Annotated in this window: 26 protein-coding genes; 9 read left to right on the plus strand and 17 right to left on the minus strand. The window is 63.6% G+C overall.

Features of this window, described 5'->3' with window-relative positions:
• Positions 1-9: 9 nt before the first annotated feature.
• The 3 genes from MAB_RS20970 to MAB_RS20980 are packed head-to-tail and all read right to left on the minus strand — an operon-like array spanning position 10 to position 3,432.
• Positions 10-1,539, minus strand: a complete 1,530-nt coding sequence (locus MAB_RS20970) for an aldehyde dehydrogenase family protein (RefSeq protein ID WP_005098467.1) — start codon at positions 1,537-1,539, stop codon at positions 10-12.
• 42 nt (positions 1,540-1,581) lie between these two features.
• Entirely contained in the window at positions 1,582-2,115 is a 534-nt protein-coding gene (locus MAB_RS20975; protein WP_005085908.1) for a mycothiol transferase, read from the minus strand.
• Positions 2,116-2,169: 54 nt separating this feature from the next.
• Positions 2,170-3,432, minus strand: a complete 1,263-nt coding sequence (locus tag MAB_RS20980; RefSeq protein ID WP_005085907.1) for an MFS transporter — start codon at positions 3,430-3,432, stop codon at positions 2,170-2,172.
• Positions 3,433-3,543: 111 nt separating this feature from the next.
• On the opposite strand from MAB_RS20980, the gene MAB_RS20985 reads away from it, so the two are divergent.
• From MAB_RS20985 to MAB_RS20995, 3 genes are all read left to right on the plus strand, one after another.
• Positions 3,544-3,882, plus strand: a complete 339-nt coding sequence (locus MAB_RS20985) for an ArsR/SmtB family transcription factor (protein ID WP_005086358.1) — start codon at positions 3,544-3,546, stop codon at positions 3,880-3,882.
• 58 nt (positions 3,883-3,940) lie between these two features.
• Complete coding sequence (locus MAB_RS20990) at positions 3,941-4,390, plus strand: SRPBCC family protein (protein WP_005098468.1); 450 nt, start codon at positions 3,941-3,943, stop codon at positions 4,388-4,390.
• A gap of 363 nt (positions 4,391-4,753) precedes the next feature.
• Positions 4,754-6,334, plus strand: coding sequence for a PE-PPE domain-containing protein (locus MAB_RS20995; protein ID WP_005112218.1), 1,581 nt, complete (start codon positions 4,754-4,756; stop codon positions 6,332-6,334).
• Between the two features lie 60 nt (positions 6,335-6,394).
• Here MAB_RS20995 and MAB_RS21000 read toward each other — a convergent pair whose 3' ends face one another.
• Positions 6,395-7,336, minus strand: a complete 942-nt coding sequence (locus tag MAB_RS21000) for a YHYH protein (RefSeq protein ID WP_005112220.1) — start codon at positions 7,334-7,336, stop codon at positions 6,395-6,397.
• Positions 7,337-7,367: 31 nt separating this feature from the next.
• Positions 7,368-7,724, minus strand: a complete 357-nt coding sequence (locus MAB_RS21005) for a cupin domain-containing protein (RefSeq protein WP_005086363.1) — start codon at positions 7,722-7,724, stop codon at positions 7,368-7,370.
• Between the two features lie 76 nt (positions 7,725-7,800).
• On the opposite strand from MAB_RS21005, the gene MAB_RS21010 reads away from it, so the two are divergent.
• Positions 7,801-7,965: a hypothetical protein gene (locus MAB_RS21010; protein WP_005062233.1), complete on the plus strand. Its 165-nt coding sequence runs from the start codon at positions 7,801-7,803 to the stop codon at positions 7,963-7,965.
• Between the two features lie 30 nt (positions 7,966-7,995).
• Entirely contained in the window at positions 7,996-9,507 is a 1,512-nt protein-coding gene (locus MAB_RS21015; protein ID WP_005062235.1) for an alpha,alpha-trehalose-phosphate synthase (UDP-forming), read from the plus strand.
• Here the strand turns inward: MAB_RS21015 and MAB_RS21020 are convergent.
• The 12 genes from MAB_RS21020 to MAB_RS21075 all read right to left on the minus strand — a co-directional run bounded on the left by MAB_RS21020 (position 9,504) and on the right by MAB_RS21075 (position 21,185).
• Positions 9,504-10,007 (minus strand): hypothetical protein, encoded by a 504-nt coding sequence (locus MAB_RS21020; RefSeq protein ID WP_005062236.1) that lies wholly within the window; start codon positions 10,005-10,007, stop codon positions 9,504-9,506. The two genes, MAB_RS21015 and MAB_RS21020, sit on opposite strands and share 4 nt — an antisense overlap.
• Positions 9,986-10,663 carry a mammalian cell entry protein gene (locus MAB_RS21025; protein ID WP_005062237.1) on the minus strand — a complete coding sequence of 226 codons (678 nt, stop codon included), beginning with the start codon at positions 10,661-10,663 and terminating at the stop codon, positions 9,986-9,988. Before MAB_RS21025 ends, MAB_RS21020 begins: the two co-directional genes overlap by 22 nt.
• Positions 10,660-12,189: an MCE family protein gene (locus tag MAB_RS21030; protein ID WP_005062239.1), complete on the minus strand. Its 1,530-nt coding sequence runs from the start codon at positions 12,187-12,189 to the stop codon at positions 10,660-10,662. Before MAB_RS21030 ends, MAB_RS21025 begins: the two co-directional genes overlap by 4 nt.
• Positions 12,189-13,355, minus strand: a complete 1,167-nt coding sequence (locus tag MAB_RS21035; RefSeq protein ID WP_005062241.1) for an MCE family protein — start codon at positions 13,353-13,355, stop codon at positions 12,189-12,191. Before MAB_RS21035 ends, MAB_RS21030 begins: the two co-directional genes overlap by 1 nt.
• Positions 13,352-14,746, minus strand: a complete 1,395-nt coding sequence (locus MAB_RS21040; RefSeq protein ID WP_005085900.1) for an MCE family protein — start codon at positions 14,744-14,746, stop codon at positions 13,352-13,354. Before MAB_RS21040 ends, MAB_RS21035 begins: the two co-directional genes overlap by 4 nt.
• The gene (locus MAB_RS21045) at positions 14,743-15,801 is read right to left on the minus strand and encodes an MCE family protein (protein WP_005062252.1); all 1,059 of its coding nucleotides are present in this window, start codon (positions 15,799-15,801) and stop codon (positions 14,743-14,745) included. Before MAB_RS21045 ends, MAB_RS21040 begins: the two co-directional genes overlap by 4 nt.
• Positions 15,794-16,828: an MCE family protein gene (locus MAB_RS21050; protein WP_005085899.1), complete on the minus strand. Its 1,035-nt coding sequence runs from the start codon at positions 16,826-16,828 to the stop codon at positions 15,794-15,796. The genes MAB_RS21045 and MAB_RS21050 overlap by 8 nt, the downstream gene beginning before the upstream one ends.
• Positions 16,828-18,027 carry an MCE family protein gene (locus MAB_RS21055; protein ID WP_005085898.1) on the minus strand — a complete coding sequence of 400 codons (1,200 nt, stop codon included), beginning with the start codon at positions 18,025-18,027 and terminating at the stop codon, positions 16,828-16,830. Before MAB_RS21055 ends, MAB_RS21050 begins: the two co-directional genes overlap by 1 nt.
• Positions 18,028-18,042: 15 nt before the next feature.
• On the minus strand, positions 18,043-18,849 hold the full coding sequence (locus tag MAB_RS21060) for an MlaE family ABC transporter permease (protein ID WP_005071299.1): 807 nt from the start codon (positions 18,847-18,849) through the stop codon (positions 18,043-18,045).
• A 151-nt stretch (positions 18,850-19,000) separates the two neighbouring features.
• Positions 19,001-19,768 (minus strand): MlaE family ABC transporter permease, encoded by a 768-nt coding sequence (locus MAB_RS21065; RefSeq protein ID WP_005071300.1) that lies wholly within the window; start codon positions 19,766-19,768, stop codon positions 19,001-19,003.
• Positions 19,769-20,004: 236 nt separating this feature from the next.
• Complete coding sequence (locus MAB_RS21070) at positions 20,005-20,910, minus strand: 3-oxoacyl-ACP reductase (RefSeq protein ID WP_005078006.1); 906 nt, start codon at positions 20,908-20,910, stop codon at positions 20,005-20,007.
• Positions 20,911-20,993: 83 nt separating this feature from the next.
• Positions 20,994-21,185, minus strand: a complete 192-nt coding sequence (locus MAB_RS21075) for a ferredoxin (RefSeq protein ID WP_005062259.1) — start codon at positions 21,183-21,185, stop codon at positions 20,994-20,996.
• Between the two features lie 229 nt (positions 21,186-21,414).
• Between MAB_RS21075 and MAB_RS21080 the strand changes: the two genes are divergently transcribed.
• From MAB_RS21080 to MAB_RS21095, 4 genes are all read left to right on the plus strand, one after another.
• Positions 21,415-22,593, plus strand: coding sequence for an acyl-CoA dehydrogenase family protein (locus MAB_RS21080; RefSeq protein ID WP_005094904.1), 1,179 nt, complete (start codon positions 21,415-21,417; stop codon positions 22,591-22,593).
• A 16-nt stretch (positions 22,594-22,609) separates the two neighbouring features.
• On the plus strand, positions 22,610-23,707 hold the full coding sequence (locus MAB_RS21085) for an acyl-CoA dehydrogenase family protein (RefSeq protein ID WP_005112221.1): 1,098 nt from the start codon (positions 22,610-22,612) through the stop codon (positions 23,705-23,707).
• Between the two features lie 9 nt (positions 23,708-23,716).
• Complete coding sequence (locus tag MAB_RS21090; RefSeq protein ID WP_005112222.1) at positions 23,717-25,219, plus strand: long-chain-fatty-acid--CoA ligase; 1,503 nt, start codon at positions 23,717-23,719, stop codon at positions 25,217-25,219.
• A gap of 94 nt (positions 25,220-25,313) precedes the next feature.
• Positions 25,314-26,174, plus strand: a complete 861-nt coding sequence (locus MAB_RS21095; protein ID WP_005112223.1) for a DUF559 domain-containing protein — start codon at positions 25,314-25,316, stop codon at positions 26,172-26,174.
• Positions 26,175-26,226: the final 52 nt, after the last annotated feature.

Below are 26,226 nucleotides of genomic sequence, written 5' to 3' on the forward strand. Positions count from 1 at the left end.
CGGCCGGTGTCAGCGCCGAAACGGGCGCAGCGCCTTGTTCGAGAGCTTGGTGAGGCTCTTGAGCGCAACCGGCGCCAACCAGCTCGGGCCGCTGTACCACAGCGGCTCGCTGGGCAGCGTCACTCGAGTGTCGACGATGGCCTCGGTACGGCAGTACTTGCGCAGTCCGTCCACACCACCGAAGCGCGACCCCAGCCCCGACCCCTTCCAACCGCCGTGCGGCGCGGTCAGGCAGGACAGGTTCATGATCACGTCGTTGATGTTCACGGTGCCGCAATCAAGTTGCAGCGCAACGCGTTCAGCGCGCCTACGATCCTTGGACCAAACACTGGCCGAAAGTCCGTACTCGCTGTCGTTGGCCAGTGCGATGGCTTCGGACTCCTCGGAGTACCGCATGATCGGCAACGTCGGACCGAAGGTCTCTTCGCGCATGCAATCCATGGAATGATCGACATCGACCAGCACGGTTGGCGCGTAAAAGCTGCCGTGGCCCGGGATTCGGGCACCACCGGTCAGCGCCCGCGCCCCGGAGGAAACTGCTTGGCGCACATGCCTGTCCACAACCTCAAGCTGGTTTTCATCGATCATCGCGCCCACACTGTGGTCCAGACCCGCACCGATCTCCAGGCCGCGCACCTCCTCGACCACCAGATCAACGAACTGCTCGTAGATCGAGTCGTGCACGTACACCCGCTCAACAGATACGCAGGTCTGGCCGGCGTTGAACATGCTGCCCCACACGGCGGCGTGCGCCGCCCGCTTGACGTCGGCGTCCGGCAGCACCAGCATCGGATCCTTGCCGCCGAGTTCCAGGCTCACCGGGGTGAGCCTGCGCGCGGCGCGCTCCATGATCTTCTTGCCGGTGGCTGTCGAGCCGGTGAACTGGACGAAGTCCACGTTGTCCACCAGAGCCTCGCCCACCTCACGGGCGCCGTGTACCACCTCGAATACCGGGGGACCACCGATCTCTGCCCAGCCATTGGCGATGAGTTCATCGGACAGCGGGGTGCGCTCAGACGGCTTGAGTAAGACTGAACAGCCCGCCAACAGTGCTGGGATCACATCCCAGTAGCCCAGTGCCACAGGATAATTCCACGGCGAGATGACCCCCACCACCTTGCGGGGCCGCTGGTGCACGGTGATCTTCTTGGTGTTCATGGCAATCGAGGACGCGGGCCGCGACTCCGGCGCCAGGAACTCCGCGGCCTTGGGCGCGTAATACGCGATGATCGCGAGTATCGAGGGAATCTCGATGCCACCGTCGATCTTTGACTTGCCGGTCTCGGCGATCAGCTGAGCTTCGATGCGCCCAGTGTTGTCGATCAACCATTGCGCGAATCGGGCCAGTACCTGGCCGCGCCCCTCGGGGCCGAGTCGCTCCCAGGACGGCTGTGCCTTCGCCAGTTGCGCGACGATCCCGGGGATGTCCGACGGATCGGTCCAGTTCACCCGACCTACGACCTGCCCGTTCGCGGGATTGCGCACGTCATGGGAGGTATCGCTGGGGGTGCTGACGAGATTTTCAGACGTCGTTGTCATTGGTCGAGTCTAGGCACGAAGCGACCCACGTGGCTATCCCCACTAGTTGGTTGGAATGATCCCACGCAGGTATGCAGCCTGGCCCAGGTGCTGCGCGCAGTCGTCGACGATGCTGACCAGCCGGACACTCGCGGTGACCGGTGGGTCCCACTGTCGGTCGACAACACGCGCGAGTTCGGAATCGGTCAGAGTATCGACGTAACTCAACGTCATCTCGTGCACGTCCCGGTAGTAGCCACTCAGTTGATCGGCGGTCGCGACCACCTTGGCCACGTCACCGGCGGTATGTCCGTATCCGTTGGAGTCGGCGGGTAGATCCAGCCCGAATCGCGGCTCCCAGCCGCGGGCCGTCCACACCGGCTCGGCGCCGGTCATGGCACAGATCTGCACGTCCTGGCATCGCGCCGAATGCCAGATCAGCCACGCGATGCTGTTCGCGTCGGGAGTGGGGCGATACGTCAGCGCTGGATCCGACAAGCCGTCGGTCACCTCACCGACGTGTTCGATGATCCGGGTAAAGCTGTCGCGCAACAGCTCCCGTGCCGACGCGGCCGCCACAATATCGGTATCCGTCATACCTGTGACGGTACGAGCATCGTACGGCCATGTCGACAGCCGCGGCGACAGCGCCTAACGCGGTGGCTTGACGGACTTCGACGGTGGGGTGACCGCGAGAGCGCCTGCGGCACAGCCACAAATCACCACGGCGAAGATCGGCAGTACCAGCGCGGTATTCAGCGACAATGCGTCGGCCACCCAACCGATCAGTGCGGGGCCACCCAGCACCGCGACGTAACCGGTCCCTACCACCCGCGACAGCACACGGCCCTCGTGCTGTTCGTCGATATTGCCGGCGACCGTGAACACCTGGGGAACGCCACCGGCAAGACCGAGGCCCACGGCCACCCAGCCGGCCAAGGTCAGCGGCAGCACCGGTGCGGCGATCACAGTGAGCATTCCCACGGCGGCCAGCGCGCATCCGCCCCGCAACACCCGAACCCGTCCCACCCGCTCGACCAGCTTGTCGACGGTGAAGCGACCGACCGTCATCGCGAGCATGAACACCCCGAAGGCGAAGGCGCCCTCGGAATGGGAGGCACCCAAATGCTCCTGTGCGTGCAGGCTGCTCCAGTCCGTAGCCGATCCCTCCGACAACATCAAGAGGAACGCGAGCAAACCGAGCACCACCACCTGGCCCCGCCGGTACGACACGGGCGGCGGCATCGTGTACGGCACTGTGTCCGGCGCCTCCACCTCGCCCGCACGCAGCTTGCCGCGCAGCAGCACCGAGGCCGAGCACGTCAGCAGGGCCAGGCACAGAACCGTCACTCCCAGCACCGTCGCCCACACCTTCAGGTGCAGCGCGAAGGCCGCCGACCCGATGCCGGCACCCACCACGTTGCCCACAGAGAACACACCATGGAATGAAGCCATGATGGGCCGGCCGTAGAAACGCTCGACGTCGACCGCCGCGGCATTCATCGCGACGTCGGTGATCCCCACCGTGACACCGCACAGAACAGCGCCCACTCCGGCAACCCACACGGTGTGGGCAGCCAGCGGGATGTTGACACCGAGTGCCATCGCGGCACCGCCCACAATCGCAATGGGGCCACTACCGAATCGGTCTACCAGGACACCACTGAGCTGCATGCCCAGCAGGGCGCCCACGCCCAGGCCCAACACCACAAAGCCCAACTCCGTCGAGGACATCCCCGTGGCCTGCTTCATGGTGGGCAGGTGTACGGCCCAGGTGGCCACCACGAGTCCGAACGATGCGAATACACCGATAACGGCCACCCGCATACGCAGCGGTTTCGTCAAGAAATAGTCCTCACCTCGGCGTTGAGCCAACGATCGCGCGCCCCCCACCGCGACCTCGGCGAGCAGCACTCACCGGTACCTTCTGACCACAGTACTGACCATGGCCACCCCGGGACGCAGCGCCACTTCGGGCAGCAAATATCCCTTGACATTCATATGACTATGTAGTGATATGAATGCATGGACGCCTTCATGGTGATCGCCGATCCGACCCGACGCCGGATCATCGACGCCCTGCGCGGAGGTCCGGCCGACGTCACCACGCTGATCGAACGACTGGACATATCGCAGTCATTGGTGTCCAAGCACCTCGGCGTCCTACGGGACGCCGAGGCCGTTCGGGTGGAGGTCGCCGGCAAGCGCCGCGTCTATCACCTGGCTGACGATCCGCTACCGGCCGTACTGGCCTGGGTGACGCCGTATCACCGTAAGTGGGCCAGCGCACTCGACCGCCTGACATTTCTCATCGACAGCGACGCCGGCATGCACGACACCGAGAAAGAGGTCAACCGTGACTAACCCCCTGGACGCCACCCTCGCGCCGTGCGAGGACCACGAAGGCCGGTGGGTCCTCACCATGTCCCGCGATCTAAACCACCCTCCGGAAAAGGTGTGGCCATGGCTCGTCGATCCGGACAGACTGCGCCAGTGGTCACCCGCCATACCCGATCGCCCCTTGGATTCGGCGGGGCCGGCCAACGTTCAGGAAACCTCCGCCGATCCCGTGCTCGACGGCGAGGTCCTCACAGTCGATCCGCCCCGTGAGCTGATCCATCGCTGGGGCCCCGAAGATACCTTGCGATGGCGAATCGAACCGACCGACACCGGGTGCCGGCTCACCCTTGAACATTCAATGGCCGACCGCGGCCACGCCGCTGGGAACGCGGGCGGTTGGCACATCTGCCTGGACACACTCAGCCTGGCCGTCGCCGGGACACCGCGCGGCAGGGTTGTCGGCATGGATGCGATGAAATACGACTGGCAAAGCCTCAACGATCGGTATACGGAGATCCTCACCATCAACTAACAGCGGCAACGAATTCCGTTGTCCCGCTTGAAAAAATCCGGCAGCCACACCGCTCCGAAGAGCACACCACCCTCGGGGAGCATTCCACGTCGGGCGATCACTCCGGTTCCGGCGGCAGTAACGCGGACCGGGGAGGGCACACGGAACTTGTGGACGCGCGCAGCGGGGTCCGTTGCCCGGCAGTCAATTTGGACACACCGAGACGCCAATATGGCGGCTCACCGCGCACTGCGGCCGTAGTGGTCAATTTACGTAGATTCGCCACGGCAACCGATCCGGGTATGGCGTAAGTGCTTTACCCAGAATTACTCTCAGGCCACCGCACCCGGCAACGGCGCCGGGTGCCGGCGCGGGAGGGTCGCGATGGCTGGTCAGTATTCGGTCCCGGGGAAGCGTCACTCGCTGCGTAGATACGTCGCAACCATCACGGCGGTAGCGGCGACATGCACGGTCCTGGCACCGCTGGCGATGGAATCACGGACCATCGCCTCGACTCTCGCCTCGTATGTCATCGGAATCGGTGGCAACAACGACGGCGCAAGTGCCAACATCCCCCGCAAGCTCGGTGGTGCTTACAGCGTCGATTACCATCCGGTCTCGTATCCCGGAGCCATCTGGCCGGTCAGTGGCCTCACCGCGCCCACATTCAAAACATCTGTGGCACAAGGGCGCACCAACCTCAATGATGAGATCGTCACAGCAGGAAACCAGCCGATCACCATCGTCGGGTACTCGCTGGGCGCCGTCGTGGTGAGCAAATCGCACAGCGACCTACTGCAGCGGTACCCGGGCGGAAATCCCAACATTCAGTTCGTGCTGATGGGCAGCGCGAACACACCCAACGGGGGCATCTTCGCCCGATTTCCCTGGCTCAAGATTCCGTTGGCCGATATCGAATCCAACGGCGCTTGGGAACCCGACCAGTTCAAAACAAAGGTGATCAACACCGAATACGACACCTACGGCGACTTCCCCGCGTACTTCAATCCGCTCGCACTCGCCAATTCCATTGCCGCGATCCAATACGCGCATCCCGATGCGTACTACGACCGCATCGATCCCGCCGCTCTTGACGATCCCGACAACCCCAACGTAGTCAAAACGGTGCAGGGCAACACCACCTATTACCTGGTACGCGCCGAGCACCTACCGTTGCTGCAACCACTGCGCGATCTCACCAATCCCATCGGGGCGTCCTTCGTACTCGACGCCATCGAGCCCACCCTGAGGGTGTTCATCGATATGGCCTACGACCGCGACACCGGCCCGGGAACCACCACACAGTTCAGCTTCTTCACCCCGTCGAAAAACATCGTCGACGCGTTCAACAAGCTACCTACCGCCATTGCGGAAGGCGCCCACAACGTCGAGAACGGCCTTGCGGGTGCAACACCCAAACAGTCGGCGTCTCCTGAGAAACCGGCCAGCCCTCCTGTCCCCCAGCCAGGCCCCACGAATCCCGGGTCGGCAACAACCCAGATACCGGCACCGGAGGCTCCCACACCATCGGTTGTCTCCCTCAGCACCGCGGAGCCACCCGCACCGCCTGCGTCGGCCAAGGCCGCCGACCCCACGGCCATCTCCGTCAGTACCGCGGGCGCCTCCACAGCCCGAGACCAGGACTTCCAACCTGATACGAAGCCCGATCCGAAGAGCACGCCGCCTCCGACAAAGGACTCGGTTGGGGAAGCCGACAAGTCCAAGAACACCCTGAAACCCACATTGCGGCTTCCTAAACTCCCTGTGGCACAACCCGGAACGGCACCGAAGAGCCCCAAGTTCCCGTCACTCAAGAACCATCTCAAGTCCGTTCCGGGGCTCAGCGAGAAGAAGAACCCCGCCGCAGACGCGTCGAGCAAGCATTCACAGCCCGCGAACGCACCGGCACATACCAGCGATAAGACCTCGGACCACGCCTCCGAAACAGGGCGCGGCGCTGCCTAATCCAGCTTTCCCGTCGCCGAACCTACTTGACGCTAAGCACCTTTCACCGAGTTGGCGGGATCAATGCCCCGGCGGTATGGGCCGCTGCGCTCCGCCCTGCACCGTAGTGGGCCGGCCCCGAAAGCAGTTGACCGAGTAGGGGTAGTCTTGCGTCATCACGTAGTGATAGGTCTCCACATCCCGGCCGTCGAGGCGCACGCTACTGGTGATGCCATGACATTCATCGAGATCCCTTGTGGTGAGGATATTTCCATCGCTCACTCGCGCGCCTGTGATGGGAAATCCGTCAAGCGCGTACCCCACGACCTCGGCGATATCTGACGTCGCCAGACACGGGCTGGGCGTGTGGTAGTGGTAGCTACCCGTCACCTCCGGGTGCCCGGCGCAGCCATCCTGCACCTCCCATGCGCCGGCGTCGCGGCCACCGGCGTCCAATGCGCTGAAGAGCACAACACCTGAGAGCATCACCCCCACCTCGGGACCGATGCACTGCGGAATGCCATAGGTCGGTTCGGAAGCCAGCACGTAGGTCAGGTCCTGCGCGGTGATCGCGTTCGGGTTGCGGTCGTACTGATACGCAGTGTCATCGGTTGCGATCGGGAACCGTCCGGTGGAATGGTCTCGGGGCAGATCGTTGGTTGTGATGACCCGAACGCCCTCGGACCTGGCCTCGGAGAACTCGCCGTGGTGCTGCACGTGCCCCTGGACGTGTGTCTTCATGTCCGGGTAGTACCACTGACCGTCCGCCGAAAACCAGGGCCCGCGCACGGCCGCACCGATGGCGGCTCCTGCCGCGAAACTCTCCGCATACCGCGGGCACGCGTAGACATATCCTCCGCGCGCCCCGTCGGTGACAATCTTTCCGTCCCCGACGGGCAGCTTGCCGTCGGCGAACAGGTCGCCGTAGTCATGGCCGACATCGAGTGTCAGGCGTTGCGCCCCCGGGCGGGGAGGCCCGGTGCAGGCTGCGACGACCACGACGCATATCAGCCGGAGCACCACCCCCACGCACCTCACGACGACCAGTCAAGCATCACCCCTGCGGGTAGAAGAGGAAAAGCACGCAACCCTGGTCGGACTGGGGAATGTGCCAGGACTCCGCCGGGGCATGCAGGAAGGTGCCCGCCGGGTAGTCGTTGACACCATCATTGAGCACCCCCGAGACGACATACACCTCCTCAGGCCCGGGCCGATGGTGATCCTCCCCGGGCCACACCGTTCCCGGGGCGATGGTTGTGATCAGCGCTTTCGCGCCATTGTCGCCCTCCCAGAGCGGCTGGATGGTCACCCCCGGGAAGAGTTCGACCGGGTCGACATCGGCAGCCGATCTCCACGCATATCCGGGGGCATTGGGGCCAAACTGAGCGGGGTCGCCGTGGGCTGTCGTCATGGCCAGAGCAACCCCGTTTGACGGTCTGTGCATTCCTCCTGTGGGCTACTCACATCGCGTCGCCTAGAATGGGTGAATGCCAGCCAAGACCGACCCAGCCGCGATCGACGACCTCGAGCCGCTGACGGACGAGACTGCCCATCAGGCTCAGCGCGTCGTCGCCGCGTACGCGAACGATGCCGACGAGTGCCGCATGCTGCTCGCGATGCTGGGTATCGGGCCGACCAAGGTCGACGCGTAACTCGATACGTTTCCCACCTCAGAAACAATCATGGCGACCCAGTCGGATGAGCGATCGCCGGTAAAGCCTGTCACCGGCACCTCCGACTTCGTTGTGGTCGCCAATAGGCTTCCCATCGACTTGGTGAAGCTGCCCGACGGTTCCACGACGTGGAAACGCAGTCCGGGTGGGCTGGTCACCGCGATGGAGCCGTTGCTGCGCAAGCGCCGTGGTGCCTGGGTCGGCTGGCCGGGCGTGCCTGATGCGGATGTCGAGCCGGTTTCCGAAGACGACATGGTGCTGTACTCGGTCCGGCTTTCCACCCAGGAAGTCGCCGAATACTACGAGGGCTTCTCCAACGCCACCCTGTGGCCGCTGTACCACGATGTGATCGTCAAGCCGGAGTACCACCGCGAATGGTGGCAGGCGTACGTCGACGTGAACCGCAAGTTTGCGGAGGCGACGGCCGCTGTCGCCGCCGAGGGCGCGACGGTCTGGGTGCAGGACTATCAGCTGCAACTGGTTCCCAAGATGCTTCGCATGCTGCGTCCCGACCTGACCATTGGTTTCTTCCTACATATCCCGTTCCCGCCGGTCGAACTATTCATGCAGATGCCCTGGCGTACCGAGATCGTCGACGGCCTGCTGGGCGCCGACCTGATCGGCTTCCATCTGGCCGGGGGTGCCCAGAACTTCATGTACTTGGCGCGAAGACTGGTGGGCGCCAGCACCTCTCGCGCATCTATCGGCGTGCGCTCGCGGTTCGGCGAAATCCGCGTGGGCTTCCGCACCGTCAAGGTGGGTGCTTTCCCGATCTCGATCGACTCGACGCAGCTGGACAGCGTTTCGCGTAGCCGGCAGATTCGCCAGCGCGCCAAGGAGATTCGCGCCGAACTCGGCGGCCCCCGCAAGATCTTGCTGGGCGTTGACCGGCTTGACTACACCAAGGGCATCGATATTCGGCTGCACGCATATGAGGAGTTGCTCGCCGAGGGCCGCGCAAGCCGCGAAGACACCGTCTTCGTCCAGCTCGCCACGCCCAGCCGCGAACGCGTGGACAGCTACAAGAAGATGCGTGGCGATGTGGAACAGCAGGTGGGTCACATCAATGGCGAGTTCGGCGAGGTCGGGCACCCCGTAGTGCATTACCTGCACCGACCGGTACCACGCGAGGACCTGATCGCCTTCTTTGTCGCCGCCGATGTCATGCTGGTGACACCGCTGCGCGACGGTATGAACCTGGTGGCCAAGGAGTACGTCGCCTGCCGCAGCGATCTGGGCGGCTCGCTCGTACTCTCCGAATTCACCGGTGCCGCGGCAGAATTGCGTCAGGCATATCTGGTGAACCCGCACGATATCGACGGCGTCAAAGACGGTATCGAATCTGCGCTGAACCAGACCCCCGAAGAGGGACGGCGCCGGATGCGGGCGTTACGCCGTCAGGTGCTCGCACATGACGTGGATCGGTGGGCACGCGCGTTCCTGGAAGCACTGTCCACCCCGGCGACCGGCGACTCGATCGCACCGGAGCAGCCCGCGGTATTGGGTGGCGAACCTCTCTAAAGCGGCGTGATGTAGGAGATCAGCCACTTGTCTCCCGCACGCGTATAGTCCACCTGAATCGATGATGAGTCGTACACCGGTGTGCGCGACTGGTCGGTGATGGTGCGGTTCATGTACACCACCACCTGGGCCGAGTCCCTGTGCGCGGCAATGATTCCGGTTCCCACAATGCTGGTCTGGCTGACGATCTTGCGTTGTTTGGCCTGCGGGATGATCTCCCTGTTGGCCTTGTCTTCGAATTCGCGCCGGTACTCCGGGGTCAGTCCCGCGTATTGCTCGTCGAGGCTGCGCTCGACGGTCTGATAGTCGTACCCGAAGATGCTTCCGATCTGCTTGCCGGCCTGCTTGATGAGCGTCTCCCCCGCCGCCCGGCTTGCCACCGTGTCGACCCGATGCCAGTACATCCCGCCTGCCGCCGCCGACAGCCCCACGACAACCAACACGGTCACCGCGACGAAAATTCTTGCGAGCCAACGCATCAGCTCTGCCCGTCCGGCCACCGCAGGTCGTATGCAGTCATATTGCCCTGCTGATCTTCGGCCACGATCATCCGCATGCGATAGGACTTGGAGGGTTCGTTGACTCCCGAGTCGGCATTGGTGAGCGTCACGCGCGCCGAGATGAGTATCGAGGCCTTCTTGCTCACCTCGTCGATACTCTCCAGACTCGCCTTTTTGATCACCACTTCCGAGCTGGTCCCGGTCTGGTGGTACAACGCCTTCAGATTGGCGGTGTTGTCGGGGTTGAACGTGCCGCGCAGCGGTCCGCTGGTGCTGTTGACGAATTGGTCGACGTTCTTATCGATGCTGTCCGGGCTGTAGGTCATCATGTTCGTCACCGTCTGTACGGCGGTATCCACGAAGCGCTGATCGCGCGCGGCCCGAAGGTCATCACGGTGTTGGGCACGCCCCATGAGTGCCAGCGCCACACCCAGCGCGCCAACGAGCACCACCACCAGCACCGTGGCCGCCCTCAGCACACCACGGGTGTTGCCTGGCCGACGCGAATCAGCAACGGTGGGCTCAGGTTTTGACAGGGCTTCGGTACGGCCCAGCGACACACTGATGGGCTCGGCGCTGACCTCTCCCGTGGGTCCGGCAGGCCGCGCGGCGCGCCGCCGGGTGGTCTGCGACGCACTCTTTTTCTCTTCGGTCATACCGGCTTCGGTCCCAACATCAGATCCGCCCATGTCTCCGCCTCAGTGCCACGGTCCAGTGCGGGCGCATACACACTCGGCTGATTGTTGGCGTCAAGAAAAACACCATTCTTCGGATCATAGGCACGCGCCGCCATCGGCCCGGATTGCGCTGATACCGGCATCACATCGCCACCGGCAGGCGGCACTTCCGGGGCGGGCGGAGACGGCGGCGGCAGCGTCGGGGTGCCCGGGTCCGGCTCAGCCCCCGGCGGGATATTCGGGAACTTGTTAGGCGGAAGGATGTTCCGCGGATCTTCCACCGGGGTGTCATACGGGGCGGGCGGACCGCGCCACGGGTTACTGCCGATCGGCACGTATCCGCGTGGGTCACGGCACAGCTGAATGGTCGGCGCCCGTTTGCCGGGAAATTCCTGGCACGGGTAGTTGCGTGCACCCCGCACCGCGCTGGGGTCGTTCTGCGCGGTCTTGCAGTACATGTCGCGGGGCAGCTCCCGCAAGGTCTCGTCGGCCGGAGTACGCATCAGCGGCGGGGGCACGAAACCGGTCAGACATGGCGGCGGGTCCCCCAGGTTCAACCGGAAGTCCAGCTTGGCACCCTCGTCCATCGGTGCTCCACCGGCCACCGTCAGCAACGCGGAGAACAGCGCCGGCAGGATGACCAGCGATTGCTCGATCGACTTGTTGTAGATGACGCCGACGCGCCCCAGGTTGGCCAGGCTCGCCGCCAACACCGGGAAGGACGGGCGAATACCCGCGAACAGTTGCGAGGCCTGCTCAGAAGCTCCCGGTGCCACCTTGAGGAACTGTCGCAGCTGAGGGTCGGCCTTGGCGAAATGTTCAGTCAGCGCTGCCAAGCTGGACACCGATCCGCGGATGTTGTCGCCGCTGCGAATCTGGGCGTCCAACAGCGGCCCTACCTGATCGATCAGTTTGGTGGTGCTGTCGTAGTTGGTGTTGGCCTCTTGGATCAGCAGCCGTGACGAGTCGATCAGCCGGGAAAGCTCCTGACCGGATCCGTTGAACGCCTTGAATGCCTCTGCCAGCACCTCGCGCAGCCGGGTGTCGGCAACGGTGTTCACCAGGCCGTCCGCCTGACGCAGCAGGGTGGAGACGTCGGTGGGAATGGAGGTGCGGTCTGCTCCGATCACGTCGCCTGACCGCAGGGTCCCGGCCGCGCCCGTAGGCGGTGGGATCAGGTCCACATATTGCTCGCCGATGGCCGAGACGCTCTTGACCGCCGCCACCACATTGCCTGGCACCTTCACGTTGTCGTTGAGACGCATGGTGGCGGTGACCCCCTCGGGGGTCAGCTCAACGTCGGTGACCCGTCCGATCTGCACACCGCGAAACGTGACGTTCGCATTCTGGTACAAACCACCCGAGGCGACGAATTGTGCCTTCACATCGTGTTTTCCGATACCGAGGGCCGTAGGCACCCTCAGGTAGAAGATCGCCATGAGGGCCACACTGATGACCGTGACTGCCGCGAAGATCGCCAGCTGTATCTTGATCAGCCTTTCCATCAGCGACCACCTCCCTGCGGTGCGGCAGGTGCCGGCAGATCGAACGGGCTGGTCTCCTTGCCGTTCAGATTGGCCATCGATCCGATGAGCCATTCCGGCGGGTTCACCACGTCGTTGAAATGCTGCATATTCGGATCGAAGAACGATGTGGTGAAAAGCGTTTCACCCAAGCGGCGCGCGGTGAGGTCGAATGTCACGAAGACATTCAGGTAATCGCCACGAACCGCGTTGCGCAGATACTTGGTGCTGAACGGGAAGGTCGGCAGCAGATCGAGGCTGTCGATCAGTACGTCCCGGTTCTCCGCCAGCGCGCGAACAACCGGGTACAGCCCCTTGAGATCGGCGACGATGTCGTCCTTGGTGGTTCGGAGCACCCGGTCGGTAATCTTCGCAAGGTTGCCCACGGAGCGGAAAGCCTCGATGATGTTCGCGCGATTCTCGTTGAGCACCTTCAGCGCGGGCTCGATCGAATCGATTGCGCGACCGAGGCTTTCCTTGTGCTCGGCCAGCACTCGGGAGAACTTGTCGATGCCTTCGATGGCAGAGATGATGTCGTCCCGCTGAGAGTTCAGCGACGAGATCAGCGTGGCAAGTTTGGGCAGTACCTGGGTCAGGTTGCCGGTGCGCCCCTTGAACAGGTTGTACGTCTCATCGGTGATGTCTTGTAGCGCACCCAGATTGCCCTTGTTGACCACCACCGACAGCGCAGACAACACCTCTTCGGTGCTGGGGTACTTGCCGGTCCGGCTCAGTGGAATAGTGGCTCCGCCGGTCAGCTTACCCACCGCGGGCTCACCCACCGGCGCGGCAAGCTCGATGTGCTGCGAGCCGAGCAGACTGGTCTGCGCGACCTTGGCGACGGCGTTCGCCGGCAGGTGCACCTCGGGCTCCAGCGATACCTTGACCCCGGCATACCAAGAACCGTCGGGTTTCTGGAATGCGTCGATACCCGACACGCTGCCCACCGTCACGTCGTCCACCATGACCGGCGAGTTCTGCGGCAACGTGGTGACATCCGGCAGCTCGACGGTGACGGTGTAGGACCGCGATCCGTGTCCTGCCGTACCGGGCAGATTCAGCGAGTTCAAACCATTGAACTGGCATCCACTGACGACGACGGCGACGCCGACACCCATCACGGCGGCACGTAGTACGTTTCGGCTCATCGCGGTGCTCCTGGAATCGCCGGTGGCGGCGCGTCATCCGCTGTCACCGGAAAGCCCGGCGGTACCGGCCCCGGCTCCGCGGGGCGCACCTCGGTGCCCGGCGGTGGCGGTGCGTTTACCTCGTCGGGCCCCAACATCAGTGCGCTCAGGTCTTGCGGTGACGGCTTCGGCGGTGGCGGGGCACCGTTCGGCCGAACCCACACCAGATCCTCTCGTGGCGCCTGAGACTTCGCCTCTGTCTCGGGAGTGTCGTAGATGATCTGTCCCTTGTACGCCGAGATCTGGTTGATCGGGTGCAGCAGTATCGGCGCATAGTTGAAGGTCGCCCGGCGCAGTACGGGTCCCATTCGTTCGCGGCAGATCTCGGCCCGCTTCAGATACTCGGTCTTGGTGCCTGTTTCGAACACACCACCACAGATGAACTGCACCGGGTTCGCCAAGTTGGGGATGGACAGCATGCCGTTCAAGGTGCCGGCCGCGGGGTTGTAGATGTTGTAGAAGTTGGCCAGACCGTTGGGGGCGACGTGCAGAATCTGCTCAAGGTCGTCGCTCTGGTCGGAGAAGATCTTCACGAAATCGCTCAGTTTGTTCACCTGATCGATGAGTGCGGAGTTGGTGTCTCCCAAGAACCCTCGCACGTCGGTGAGGGCCTGGTTGAGCGCGCCCAGGGTGGCTCCGAGATTCTCGGTGCTGGCGGCCAGCACCTTGGACACCGACGCCAGATGGGTGCTGAACTGCACGATCTGCTCGTTGGAGTTCGCCAACGCGTCCACCAGGGTCTGCAGGTTCTTGATCGTGCCGAACAGATCCGTCCGCGAGTCACCGAGTCTGCCTGCCGCCTGGGAGAGTTCACGCACCGCATTGCGGAAGGAGTCACCATTGCCATCGAAGGTGGTGGCTGCCTGGTTGATGAAATCGCTTACCGGCCCCTTGGATTGCCCCTGCGGCCCCAGGCTGTCACTGAGTTTGGCCAGCTCGGTCTTGACCTCGTCCCATTCGATCGGGACGGCGGTCTTGTCCAGCCCCAGCGAGGCACCGTCTTGCAGTGCCTTGCCGTCGGTGTAGGCAGGAGTCAGCTGAACAAACCTTGCGGTCACCAGATTCGGCGCCATGATGATGGCCTGAGCGCCCTCGGGCACCTTGAATTTGTCGGGCATCTCCATGGTGACCTTGACGTCACCCTCGCGCGGCTCGACCGCACTGATGCGCCCGGCCTTCACGCCCAGGATCCGGACGTCGTCGCCCGGATACAACCCGACCGCCGACGCGAAATGCCCGACGATCTTGTAGGTCCCGCGGCTGGGCCACACCCAGTACAGGAGGCCGCCCACGAGTGCCACGGAGAGCATCGCGAAGGCCCCACGCTTGAGCCAGGTTTTCGATGTTGTCATGGCGATTTCGGCCTCATGATCTGGCGTTCACCGATCAGACCGTTCAAGTAGTCCGAGAGGCTCGCGGGCAGCTTGCCGGGCTGAAAGTACGTGTCGAACGCGACGGCGGTCAGCGTGGCGGGTGGGAAGCCGTAGACGTTGACATGGAAGCCCGGCCCCGAGGACACGACCTCGCCGAGCGCTGTGCCGTACCCGGGCAGACGCTTGAGCGCTTCGCTGATGTGCGCCTTGCGGTCCAGCAGATCGTCGAGCACAACGCTCAGCTTCTCCATGGTGGGACGGAACTCTTGGCGGTTGTCGGCCACGAATCCGCTGATCTGCTGTGAGAGTCCCTGGATACGGTTGATCAGCTCGCTGATCGCCAGACGCCGCTCATCGAGCGCGGCGAACAGTTGATTACCGTCAGTGACGAGCTTGTTCACCTGACCGGCGCGCTCGGACAGAATCCCGCTCACGGATTTCGCGTGTGTCAACAGCTGCTCGAGCGCGGCGTCACGGGCGTTCAACGTACGCGAGAGTGAGGCGACGCCGTCCAGGGCGCCGCGCAGCTGCGGGGTGGCATCCCGCATCGCCTCGGTGATGACCTGCAGCGACTGATCCAGTTGCGCCTTGTCGATCCCGCCGGCCGAGGCGCCCAAATCGCTCAGTGCGCTGTTCAGCGTGTACGGCGTCGTGGTGCGACCCAACGGAATCTCCGTGATGCGACCGGCCCCCGCCGGCGTCACCGAGAGCGACTTTTCACCCAGCACCGTGGTGGTCCGGATCGCCGCCAACGACTGATCGCCCAGTCGGATCGAACGGTCCACCGTGAAGTCAACCCGAACCTTGTTGCCCGCCAAGGAAACATCCTTGACCTGCCCCACCTTGATACCCGATACAAAGACATTGCCGCCCGACTCCAGCCCCCCGGAGTCCGCGAAATACCCCGTGTACTGCTTACCCTGCGGCCAAAACGGCAGGCCCGTATAACCGAACGCGACCAGCACCAGCATGCTCACCACAGCAATGCCGAAGATGCCGGTGCGTACCGGGTCCTTCTCCTGAATGTCACTCATTTTTGAAGGCACACCTGCCCTTCGACGGGTCTGGCGGTCCACCGAACGGGATCAGCCAGTCGGTGCCGACGGGCCCGTTGACCTTGATCCGGATGGAGCAGTAATAGATGTTGAAAAAAGATCCGTACGCACCAAGGGCGTTGAGCCGCAGATAGTTCTCGGCCAGGTTCTCTACGACGACGTTGACGTCGGCCTTGCGCTCATCAACCCGCGTGGCCAGTTGGCGGGCCTGCTCGATGGTGCCCTTGATGTACGGCCGGGTGTCCTTGAGCACCGACTCCAGCGATGAAGCCGTCGAAGCGAGCGGCGGCAGTGCACCGGCGACCACATCGCGCTGTTGCGCCAATCCCGAAATGAGCTGCTGCAGTTGATCCACGCTCGAGGAGAACTGTGTGCTCTTCGAATCGACAGTGGCCAGCACCTCGTTCAGGTGGTTGATCACATCGCCGATCAGCTGATCGCGCTCGGCCAATCCAGAAGTGAAAGAGGATGTGTCGCCAAGCAATTGAGAGAGCGTTCCGCCCTGTCCCTGGAGAATCTGGATGAACGCATTGCTGATCTCGTTGACCTTCGCGGCGTCGAACCCCTTGAGCACGGGCCGAAGTCCGCCAAGCAATGCGTCCAGATCGAGTGCGGGCTGGGTGTGCTCCTTGTCGAGCGTTCCGCCGTCGGGCAGTTTATGTAGTTCACCGGGGCCCGCCGTGATCTCCAGATACCGGTCGCCGACCAGGTTCTCGTACCTGATGATGGCACGGCTGGAGCTGTAGAGCTGGTACTTCGAATCAACATCGAAGGTCACTTCGACACTGTTGTCACGATTCAGGGATACGTTCTTCACCCGGCCCACCGGCACCCCGGCGATCCGCACCTTCTGCCCCGACCGTAAATCGGACGCCGTGCTGAACATCGCGTGATACCTCTTGCCCGAACCGAATCGGAACTCACCGAAGGTGATGATCAGTCCGGCGGCCACCAGCAGCATCACCACGGTGAAGACGATGACCTTGATTTGTGTGGCGCGCTTCATCAGAACTCACTTCGCTTCGCGAAGGCACCGTTGTACAGGTACTGGAGGGTATCGGGGGCGTTGACCTGCAGCTCCTCCAACGGCTTGTAGGGGATGTAGGCGTTGTCGGTTACCAGGAAGGGCGACCGGAACCATGATCCGTTCTGCATCTTGGTCGGAATGTTCGGTAGGCCACGGCAATTGGGCCCGCCCGATGCGTTCACGATGGGAAGGCTGTCCGGGTATGTGTACACCGGAGCGCCTAGCGGAAAGCTATTGGTCAAGAACAGTCCGGGCCGCACGCCACCGATGAGCGGGGTGAAGGTCACCAGCGCCTTGGAGATCGCCTGCAACGTGCAGGGAATCTCCGGCGAGTATCTACCGAGGAGCGTGGCGGGGGCGCGCAGCCGTTGCAGCGCCGCGGTGAGGTCCTTCTCTGCCGGAGCCAGCGTCTCGTAACCGTTGTTGCCTAGACCAATCGCCGCGAGCAATGTCGCCTTGAGGTCCTGCTGCTGGTCGACGACGGTACGACTCAACGCGGGCAGGTTGTCGAGAATGCGCACGATGTCCGGGGCGGCATCACCATAGATCTGCCCGACCTGTCCGGCCTGACGGAAATCCTGCTGCAGGGCTGGGAGTTTCGGATTCAGCTGATCCAGATATTGGTCGAGCTCGACGAGGCCTTGCCCGAAATTGTCCCCATTTCCGCGCAGCCCTTCGCCTACCGCGGTGAGGGTGGCGTTGAGGTTGACCGGGTCGATCTTGCCGAGCAGCCGGGTCAGGTTCTCGAACACGGTGTTGACTTCCAGAGCCACTGCCTCGGCTGTCACTGTTGCCCCCGGCCGCAGTGACGAATCCGAGGGCTTTTGCGGAGCAAGGAATTCCACCGACTTGGCGCCGAAGACCGTGGTCCCCGCGATACGCACCGTGGCGTTCGAGGGAATCAGACGCAGATCCTTGGCATTGACCGCCAGTTCCAGCTTGGCCTGATCGTTGGCGTAGGAGATCGACGTGACCTTGCCGATCTGCAATCCGTGGAACTTGACCTTTCCCCCCTCCTCCATCACCAGGCCCGCGCGCGGCGAGACGACGGTGATGGGCTTGGTGTCGGCGAAGGCGTCGTTGTAGGCCAGATAGGTCAGTACGGTCAGCAGCACCAGCACGGAGGCAAGCACCGTGCCGGCCAGCCGGACAGCCCGGCGCGTGGACGTATCGGACATCTCCTTCCCTATCCCCTAGCCCGAAAGATTGAAGTTGCCGGACCCGCCGTACACGGCAAGTGAGATGAACAGGGTGACAAGCACAACCACGATGAGCGAGGTACGGACCGCCTGCCCGACCGCGACGCCCACCCCCACCGGTCCACCGGAGGCGTTGAACCCGTAGCTGGTGTGCACGAGCATCACGACCACCGACATGACGATCGCCTGCAGGAACGACCACAGCAGATCGGTGGGCACCAAGAAGGTATTGAAGTAGTGGTCGTACACACCCGGCGACTGACCGTTGATCATGACGGTGGTCGCGCGGGACGCGAAGAACGCAGCCAGCACCGAGAGCGAGTACAGCGGGATGATGGCGATCAGTCCGGCCACCAAGCGGGTGGAGACCAAATACGAAATGGCGTGCACCGCCATGGTTTCCAGCGCGTCGATCTCCTCTGCGACGCGCATGGCACCCAATTGCGCCGTCGTTCCCGCGCCAATCGTGGCGGCCATCGCGATGCCGGCCACCACCGGCGCGACGATGCGAACATTGAGAAATGCGGACAGGAAGCCGGTGAGCGCCTCGATACCGATGTTGCCCAGCGATGAGTAACCCTGGACCGCGATGACACCACCGGAGGCCAGCGTCAGGAAGACCGCGACACCGACGGTTCCGCCGATCATCACCAGAGCTCCGGTGCCCATGGTGATCTCAGCGAGCACCCGGATCGTTTCCTTGCGGTATTTGGTCAGCGCCGCCGGGATATAGCTCAGTGATTGCGCATAAAAGAGGGCTTGCTCCCCGAATTTGTCGAACGAGCGTCCCAATCCGCGCATATACCGAACGGTATAGGAGGTCACTGTGTGCGTCGAAAGGTACGGTCCGCTCATCACATTGTCGCTTCTTCGCGCAGGTCGCTCATCAGTGCCATCGCTTCTTCGCGCAGGTCGCTCATCAGTGCCATCGCTTCTTCGCGCAGGTCGCTCATCAGTGCTTCACCAGGACCCGTACCCCGATGGCCGTCATGACCACGTTGATGACGAACAAACAAATGAAGGCGTAGACGACGGTCTCGTTGACCGCATCGCCGACGCCCTTGGGTCCGCCCTTGACGGTGAGTCCGCGGTAACAACCGACCAGTCCGGCGAAGATGCCAAACAAGAAGGCCTTGACCTCCGAGATCATCAGCTCGCCCAGCCCGGTCAGCACCGTCAGGCCGTTGATGAAGGCTCCGGGGTTCACACCCTGCAGGAACACCGAGAACACGTAGCCACCGACCATGCCGATGGCGCACACCAGTCCGTTGAGCAGCAGCGCCACGAAGGTCGAGGCCAGCACTCGCGGCACCACGAGCCGCTGGATCGGGTCGATGCCAAGTACCTGCATCGCGTCGATTTCCTCACGAATGGTGCGCGCACCCAGGTCGGCGCAGATCGCCGTGGCACCGGCACCCGCGACCACCAGCACGGTGACCACCGGACCGAGCTGAGTCACCGTGCCGAAGGCCGTAGCGGCACCGGACAGGTCTGCCGCGCCGATCTCTCGCAGCAAGATATTGAGCGTGAAGGCCACCAGCACGGTGAACGGGATGGCCACCAAGAGCGTCGGCAACAACGAGACCCGCGCGATGAACCAGGTCTGGTCCAAGAACTCCTGGCCCTGGAAGGGGCGACGGAAGATATTGCGAAACGTAGCCAGCGACATGGAGACGAAGCCGCCGACGGCGCGCGCGGGCGCCGCGAGCTGCTGCTTCAACCTTTGCTCCTGTCTCACACATCCCGGCACTGCCGAAGTCCCGCCCCCAGGGTCCGGTTAACGATCGACGTGTACCTACCACGCTGTGAGGCGCACCATACTAACGAGAAAAAATTCTTAGTGTCAATTCATTCGCGGACAGGCAAATCGCACGCCGCGTCCACTTTATCCTGCAGGTTTGGTGCGATAACTAGAACCCGTTCTAGTTATCCACGCACCGCTACCCTTGTCGTCACCTAATCCTCGACCATCAGCGCAGTCGCGGAGAAAGTGCGCTTGGGGTCGTGTCCAGCAAAGAAATCAGCCAGGGTTGAATTCAGTGCTGACGGATCCCAGGCGTCCGAATCCGCGGTGAACTTCGCCTCCACAGTAGGCGCTGCCAACAACGTCACGGTGGGTCCGTAAACAATGAATAGCTGACCATTGACCGCCTCCGCCGCCGGCGCGGCCAGATAGCGCACCAATGTCACGACATGCTCAGGGGATAGCGGATCGATCGAATCCTCGGGCGCGTCTCCGAAGACGTCGGCCGTCATCGCGGTGCGGGCACGCGGGGCGATGGCGTTGGCCCGCACCCCGTACCGGCCCAGCGCGCGGGCAGCCGACAGCGTGAGCGCGGTGATACCCGCCTTGGCGGCGCCGTAGTTGGCCTGCCCCTCCGGCCCCAGCAGGCCGGCTTCGGAGGACGTATTGATAAGGCGTCCGTAGGTGGGGGCTCCGGCCGCCTTGGAGGCTCCACGCCAGTATGTGGCCGCGTTACGGGTCAGCAGGAAGTGGCCGCGCAGGTGTACGTGGATGACGGCGTCGAACTCCTCGTCCGACATGTTGAAGAGCATCCGATCGCGGGTGATGCCCGCATTGTTGACCACGACATGCAGGCCACCGAGGGATTCGGCGGTGGAGATCAGTTCGTCGGCGGTCGCACGCTCGCCGATATCACCGGCGACGGTGACACCCTTGGATCCCGCCGCGGCGATCTCGTCGAGCACATCGCTCTTGTCCAATGCCGGCGCGATGTCGTTGACGACGACGGTCGCCCCGGACCGCGCCAAGCCGATCGCCTCGGCACGGCCGAGTCCCGCGGCAGCACCCGTGACAATGGCGACACGGCCGCTCAGATCGGCATCAGCAATCGCGCTCATTCAAATTTCCCTTCAGTCCCATGCCTTCGACGCACTCCCTCACCCCGGCGCCGCGCGAGCGGGCCGGCGATTTATGAATGCCTCTAGTCTTTGCGGATCAATGCGGCGCGCGGGCACTCCGCGATCGCCTGCTCGACCAGATCTTCCTGATCGGCCGGTACTTCCTCTTGCAGGATGACGACATAGTCGTCGTCATCGACGTCGAATACCTCTGGAGCGATCCCGAGGCATACCAAGTTGCCTTCACAACGGTCAGGAACTACACCGACACGCATTGGAAACCTCTTTCCGGCGCGGTATGAACCAGCGCGCCGACGTCATCGTCTAATTGGGCTGTATCGCCAGACTACGACACGTGATCGCCGACACAACCCCGGTAAAAGCCGGGATCTCCGGGCCAGGTTTGTACGGCATCGTCGCGTCTGGACTCCCTAGACTAGAACGTGTTACAACTCTTGTGTCAATGTGGGTCACACTTGAGGTCCACAGCAGCGGAGGTCACACATGCATATCGCCTACACGCCCGAGCAGGAAGAGCTGCGCCGCGAGCTACGCGCATACTTCGACAAACTGCTGACCCCGGAGCGGCGGGAGGCTCTGGCGTCGAACCAAGGTGAATACGGCAGCGGCAACGTTTATCGCGAGACCGTCGAGCAGATGGGAGCCGACGGATGGCTGGCCCTCGGCTGGCCCAAGGAATTCGGCGGCCAGGACCGCTCGGTCATGGATCAGCTGATCTTCACCGACGAGGCCGCCATCGCCGGCGCACCGGTGCCGTTCCTGACGATCAACAGCGTTGCGCCGACGATCATGCATTTCGGCACCGATGAGCAGAAGAAGTTCTTCTTGCCGAAGATCGCCGCGGGCAAGTTGCACTTCTCCATCGGGTACTCCGAGCCGGGCGCCGGAACCGACCTCGCCTCGCTGCGCACCTCGGCGGTACGCGATGGCGATGACTACATCGTCAACGGTCAGAAGATGTGGACCAGTCTCATCGAGTACGCCGACTACATCTGGCTGGCGGTGCGCACCAACACCGAGGTCAAGAAACACCGCGGTATCTCCATGCTCATCGTTCCCACCACGGCCGAGGGCTTCTCGTACACCAAGGTGCACACCATGGCCGGGCCCGGCACCAGCGCCACCTACTACCAGGATGTGCGCGTCCCGGTCACGAGCCGGGTCGGCGAGGAGAACGCCGGCTGGAAGCTGGTCACCAATCAGCTCAACCACGAGCGGGTGGCTCTGGTTTCGTCGGCGCCGATCATCACCGCGCTGCGCGAGGTCCGCGAGTGGGCCCAGAACACCAAGGGCCCGGGTGGCCGGATCATCGACGCGGAATGGGTGCAGCTGAACCTGGCGCGCGTGCATGCCAAGGCCGAATATCTCAAGCTCATCAACTGGGAGCTGGCCTCCACTACCGACGCGGCCCCCTCTCCCGCCGACGCCTCGGCCACCAAGGTCTTTGGTACCGAGTTGGCCACCGAGGCCTACCGCCTTCTCATGGAGGTCCTCGGCACCGCCGCGACGCTGCGCCAGGACTCGCCCGGCGCGCAGCTGCGCGGCCGCGTCGAGCGGATGCACCGTGCCTGCTTGATTCTCACCTTCGGCGGTGGCACCAACGAGGTGCAACGCGACATCATCGCGATGACCGCTCTTGGCCAACCTGCGGCAAGCCGCTAGAAGGGACTGCACTGCAATGGATTTCTCCCTGACCGAGGCACAGACCGACCTGGCCGGTCTGACCCGCACCATCGCGTCGACGATCAGCACACCGGAGCGGCAGAAGGAACTCGACAAGCAGGACAGCCGGTTCGACCGGCAACTGTGGACCAAGCTGGCCGAGGCCGACATCCTCTCCACCGCCGCTCCCGAATCGGTCGGCGGCGCCGGATTCGGCGTGCTGGAACAGTCGTCGATCCTGGTGGAGCTGGGCCGTGAACTGGCCGCCGTTCCGTACCTGGAGTCGGTGGTGCTAGCTGCCGGAGCGCTCGCCGCATTCGGCTCCGAAGCTATGCGGAACGATTGGGCAGCACCGGCTGTCGCGGGCAAGAAGGTCTTGACCATCGCTCTCGAGGGCGAGCCGGGCGAAGGTCCGGTCGCCGCGCGAACCGAGGGCACGGGATATGTGCTCACCGGCAACCGCGTCCTGGTGCCGTTCGGCGTCGAGGCCGACGCGTACCTGGTGCCCGCCGAGACCGAGACCGGTACCGCCGTGTTCTTGGTGTCCGCCGACGATGCCGGCGTAACCCAGCAGGCCCTGCACACCACCGGCAAGGACAGCTCCGCGGAGTTGATCCTGTCCGAGGTCCCCGTTCCTGCCGAACGCAAGGTTGGCGGCGCCGAGGTTGTGGAGTGGCTCCGGCTGCGGGAATCGCTGGGCCACAGTGCTTACCAGCTCGGCGTGCTGGAAAGGGCCCTGGAGCTGACCGCCGACTACGCACGTACCCGTGAGCAGTTCGGCAAGCCGATCGGCGGCTTCCAGGCGGTGGCCCAGCGGCTGGCCGACGGATACATCGACGTCAAAGGTCTGTGTCTGACGCTGTGGCAGGCCGCGTGGCGCGTTTCCGAAGACCTGCCTTCCGATGTCGACGTCGCGACCGCGAAATTCTGGGCCGCCGATGCCGGGCATCGCGTGGCGCACACTGCCGTTCACGTGCATGGCGGCGTAGGTATCGACGAGGACCACCCGGTGCACCGCTACTTCCTGGCCGCCAAGCGGGGCGAGTTCGCCTCGGGCAGTGCGACCGAACAGCTGCGCCGCATCGGGCGCGAGCTGGCCGACACGCCTGCCTAGTATCTGGTTGTGAGCACCTCCGAGGACGCGACGGTCACGCGGCTACTGGTGAACTTGGCCGACGTCGAGGACCGGGGACTGCACTTCGAAGGTTCGTTCACTTCCTGGCGGGACCACATAGCCGAAAGCCGTCGTCTGGCCTCGGTATTACGCGCACGCCTGGATCCCTCGAAGCCGCCGCACATCGGCGTAATCCTGGAAAATACACCGGGTTTCGCGCGCCTGCTTACCGCAGCGGCATTGGCCGGGCTCGTGCTGGTGGGCCTGAACTCGACCCGACGCGGATCGGCTTTGCGGCGCGACATCGAACTCGCCGATTGCCAGTTCGTGGTCGCCGACGAGTCCGATACCGTTGCCGGCTTGCAGCATCCGCAGATCGAGATCGCCGATGTGCGACCAGACGACCTATACATGCTCATCTTCACCTCGGGCACCAGCGGTGATCCCAAGGCCGTACAGATCACTCATGCCAAGGTGGCGTCCGCGGGAATCATGCTGTCATCACGGTTCGGTCTCGGCTCCACAGACGTCTGCTATCTCTCGATGCCGATGTTCCACTCCAACGCGGTGATGGCAGGGTGGTCGGTCGCCGTGGCAGCAGGTGCGTCGATTGCGCTGCGGCGCAAGTTCTCCGCGTCGGGATTTCTGGATGATGTACGCGAATACGGGGCGACATACGCCAACTACGTCGGCAAGCCCATGTCATACGTGCTGGCGACACCGCAGCGTCCCGACGACGCCGAGAACCCGTTGCGGATCATGTACGGCAACGAGGCTGCCGCTGGCGATACCGACCGATTCGCAACGCGATTCGGCGCCGTTGTGGTCGACGGGTTCGGGTCGACCGAGGGCGGTGTGGCGCTCGGGTGGGCGCCCGGAACGCCGCCGGGCGCCATCGGCCCTCTCACCCCGGATATTCAGATTCTGGATATCCAAACTGGTCGCCCCTGTCCCCCTGCGATTTTCGATCAAAGCGGCAAGGTGATCAACGCCGCTGAGGCGACCGGCGAGCTGGTGAACGTCACCGGCCCCGGCCGGTTCACCGGCTACTACAAGAATCCCGAGGCCGATGCCGAACGCATGGTCGGCGGCAGGTATCACAGCGGCGACCTCGCCTACGCCGACGAGAACGGCTACGTATACTTCGCCGGACGCCTGGGCGATTGGCTGCGTGTCGACGGTGAGAACCTGGGCACCGCACCGATCGAACGAGTATTGCTGCGCCACCCGGACATCACCGAGGTCGCCGTCTACGGCGTTCCGGACCCAACCGTCGGAGACCGGGTGATGGCGGCGCTCGTCGGTGCCGACTTCGATCCCGTCACCTTGAGCGAGTTCCTTTCCGCCCAGGAAGATCTCGGACCCAAGCAATGGCCGTCATTCATCCGGGTCAGCGGTGAGCTTCCCCGGACCGCGACGTTCAAGGTGATCAAGCGGCAGCTGTCGGCGGAGGCACTGGAGACCGCCGATCCGGTGTGGGCTCTGACGAACGGCACCTATACCCGAACCTGATCGCCGAACGTGCGAATCCGGTCGAATTCTCGCCGCAAATCGACACGATCCGCACGCTCGGAAATTTGTCGGTGGTCAATGTGATGCTCCATTCATGGGGGACGTACCGTGGCCACTCATCAGGTCCGAGGCACTCACCAACCGTGTGGTCACCGGATACGCCCTCCGGCAATTCACCGCGCTATACCCAGGCATCTATGCGCCCACAGACGCCCAGATCACTCCGCGTAAGCGGGCAGAAGCAGCGTGGCTGTGGTCAAGGCGCAAAGGAACCATCGCCGGCATATCCGCGGCCGCATTGCATGGCACCAAGTGGCTGCCACAGCAGGGCCCTGTCGTACTAATTCACACCAATCGTCGTGCTCCGCGCGGTATCACGTTGTGGAGCGATAGCCTGCCCGAGGGCGAGCGGATGTTCGTCGATGGGCTGCCTGTCACCACGCCCGCGCGTACGGCGTTCGACATCGGGCGGCGTACCCCCGTCGACCTAGCGGTGCAACATCTGGATGCCTTGATGAATGCGACGAGGCTTTCCCGCACCGATATCGAGACCGTGGCCACCCATCATCGGGGCGCTCGCGGGTTACACCATCTGGCCAACGTTTTGGGCTTGGTCGACGGCGGCGCAGAATCACCATGGGAAACACGTACGCGGCTCCTCGTTGTACGTGCGGGATTTCCCGCCCCACAGACACAACTCGTCGTCCGGAATCGTTTCGGCGACTTTGTCGCTCGCCTTGACATGGGATGGCCAGACCACAAGGTAGGCATCGAGTTCGACGGCGCGCAACATTGGACGAGCGCACAGCAACGCACCCGGGACATCGACCGCGCCACAGAGTTGGTTGACGAGGGATGGCGCATCATTCGGGTGAGCTCCGATATGGTCCGGCATCGGTCGGGAACGATTCTCGCCCGAGTAGCCGAAGCATTCGTCGCCGCCCGGGCCGCGTAAACCGAACGTGCGAATCCGGTCGAATTCTCGCCGCAAATCGACACGATCCGCA

This window comes from Mycobacteroides abscessus ATCC 19977 (assembly GCF_000069185.1).
GTDB classification, from domain to species: domain Bacteria; phylum Actinomycetota; class Actinomycetes; order Mycobacteriales; family Mycobacteriaceae; genus Mycobacterium; species Mycobacterium abscessus.

Bases quoted from the DNA above. Each gene is read 5' to 3' on its own strand.
- MAB_RS20970 (WP_005098467.1), bottom strand. From the start codon at position 1,539: ATGACAACGACGTCTGAAAATCTCGTCAGCACCCCCAGCGATACCTCC.
- MAB_RS21050 (WP_005085899.1), bottom strand. From the start codon at position 16,828: ATGAAGCGCGCCACACAAATCAAGGTCATCGTCTTCACCGTGGTGATG.
- MAB_RS21060 (WP_005071299.1), bottom strand. From the start codon at position 18,849: ATGCGCGGATTGGGACGCTCGTTCGACAAATTCGGGGAGCAAGCCCTC.
- MAB_RS21005 (WP_005086363.1), bottom strand. From the start codon at position 7,724: ATGACGACAGCCCACGGCGACCCCGCTCAGTTTGGCCCCAATGCCCCC.
- MAB_RS20975 (WP_005085908.1), bottom strand. From the start codon at position 2,115: ATGACGGATACCGATATTGTGGCGGCCGCGTCGGCACGGGAGCTGTTG.
- MAB_RS21095 (WP_005112223.1), top strand. From the start codon at position 25,314: ATGGGGGACGTACCGTGGCCACTCATCAGGTCCGAGGCACTCACCAAC.
- MAB_RS21010 (WP_005062233.1), top strand. From the start codon at position 7,801: ATGCCAGCCAAGACCGACCCAGCCGCGATCGACGACCTCGAGCCGCTG.
- MAB_RS21040 (WP_005085900.1), bottom strand. From the start codon at position 14,746: ATGACAACATCGAAAACCTGGCTCAAGCGTGGGGCCTTCGCGATGCTC.
- MAB_RS20990 (WP_005098468.1), top strand. From the start codon at position 3,941: ATGTCCCGCGATCTAAACCACCCTCCGGAAAAGGTGTGGCCATGGCTC.
- MAB_RS21055 (WP_005085898.1), bottom strand. From the start codon at position 18,027: ATGTCCGATACGTCCACGCGCCGGGCTGTCCGGCTGGCCGGCACGGTG.
- MAB_RS21025 (WP_005062237.1), bottom strand. From the start codon at position 10,663: ATGACCGAAGAGAAAAAGAGTGCGTCGCAGACCACCCGGCGGCGCGCC.
- MAB_RS21085 (WP_005112221.1), top strand. From the start codon at position 22,610: ATGGATTTCTCCCTGACCGAGGCACAGACCGACCTGGCCGGTCTGACC.
- MAB_RS21080 (WP_005094904.1), top strand. From the start codon at position 21,415: ATGCATATCGCCTACACGCCCGAGCAGGAAGAGCTGCGCCGCGAGCTA.
- MAB_RS20995 (WP_005112218.1), top strand. From the start codon at position 4,754: ATGGCTGGTCAGTATTCGGTCCCGGGGAAGCGTCACTCGCTGCGTAGA.
- MAB_RS21075 (WP_005062259.1), bottom strand. From the start codon at position 21,185: ATGCGTGTCGGTGTAGTTCCTGACCGTTGTGAAGGCAACTTGGTATGC.
- MAB_RS21035 (WP_005062241.1), bottom strand. From the start codon at position 13,355: ATGAGCCGAAACGTACTACGTGCCGCCGTGATGGGTGTCGGCGTCGCC.
- MAB_RS21070 (WP_005078006.1), bottom strand. From the start codon at position 20,910: ATGAGCGCGATTGCTGATGCCGATCTGAGCGGCCGTGTCGCCATTGTC.
- MAB_RS20985 (WP_005086358.1), top strand. From the start codon at position 3,544: ATGGACGCCTTCATGGTGATCGCCGATCCGACCCGACGCCGGATCATC.
- MAB_RS21015 (WP_005062235.1), top strand. From the start codon at position 7,996: ATGGCGACCCAGTCGGATGAGCGATCGCCGGTAAAGCCTGTCACCGGC.
- MAB_RS21045 (WP_005062252.1), bottom strand. From the start codon at position 15,801: ATGAGTGACATTCAGGAGAAGGACCCGGTACGCACCGGCATCTTCGGC.
- MAB_RS21030 (WP_005062239.1), bottom strand. From the start codon at position 12,189: ATGGAAAGGCTGATCAAGATACAGCTGGCGATCTTCGCGGCAGTCACG.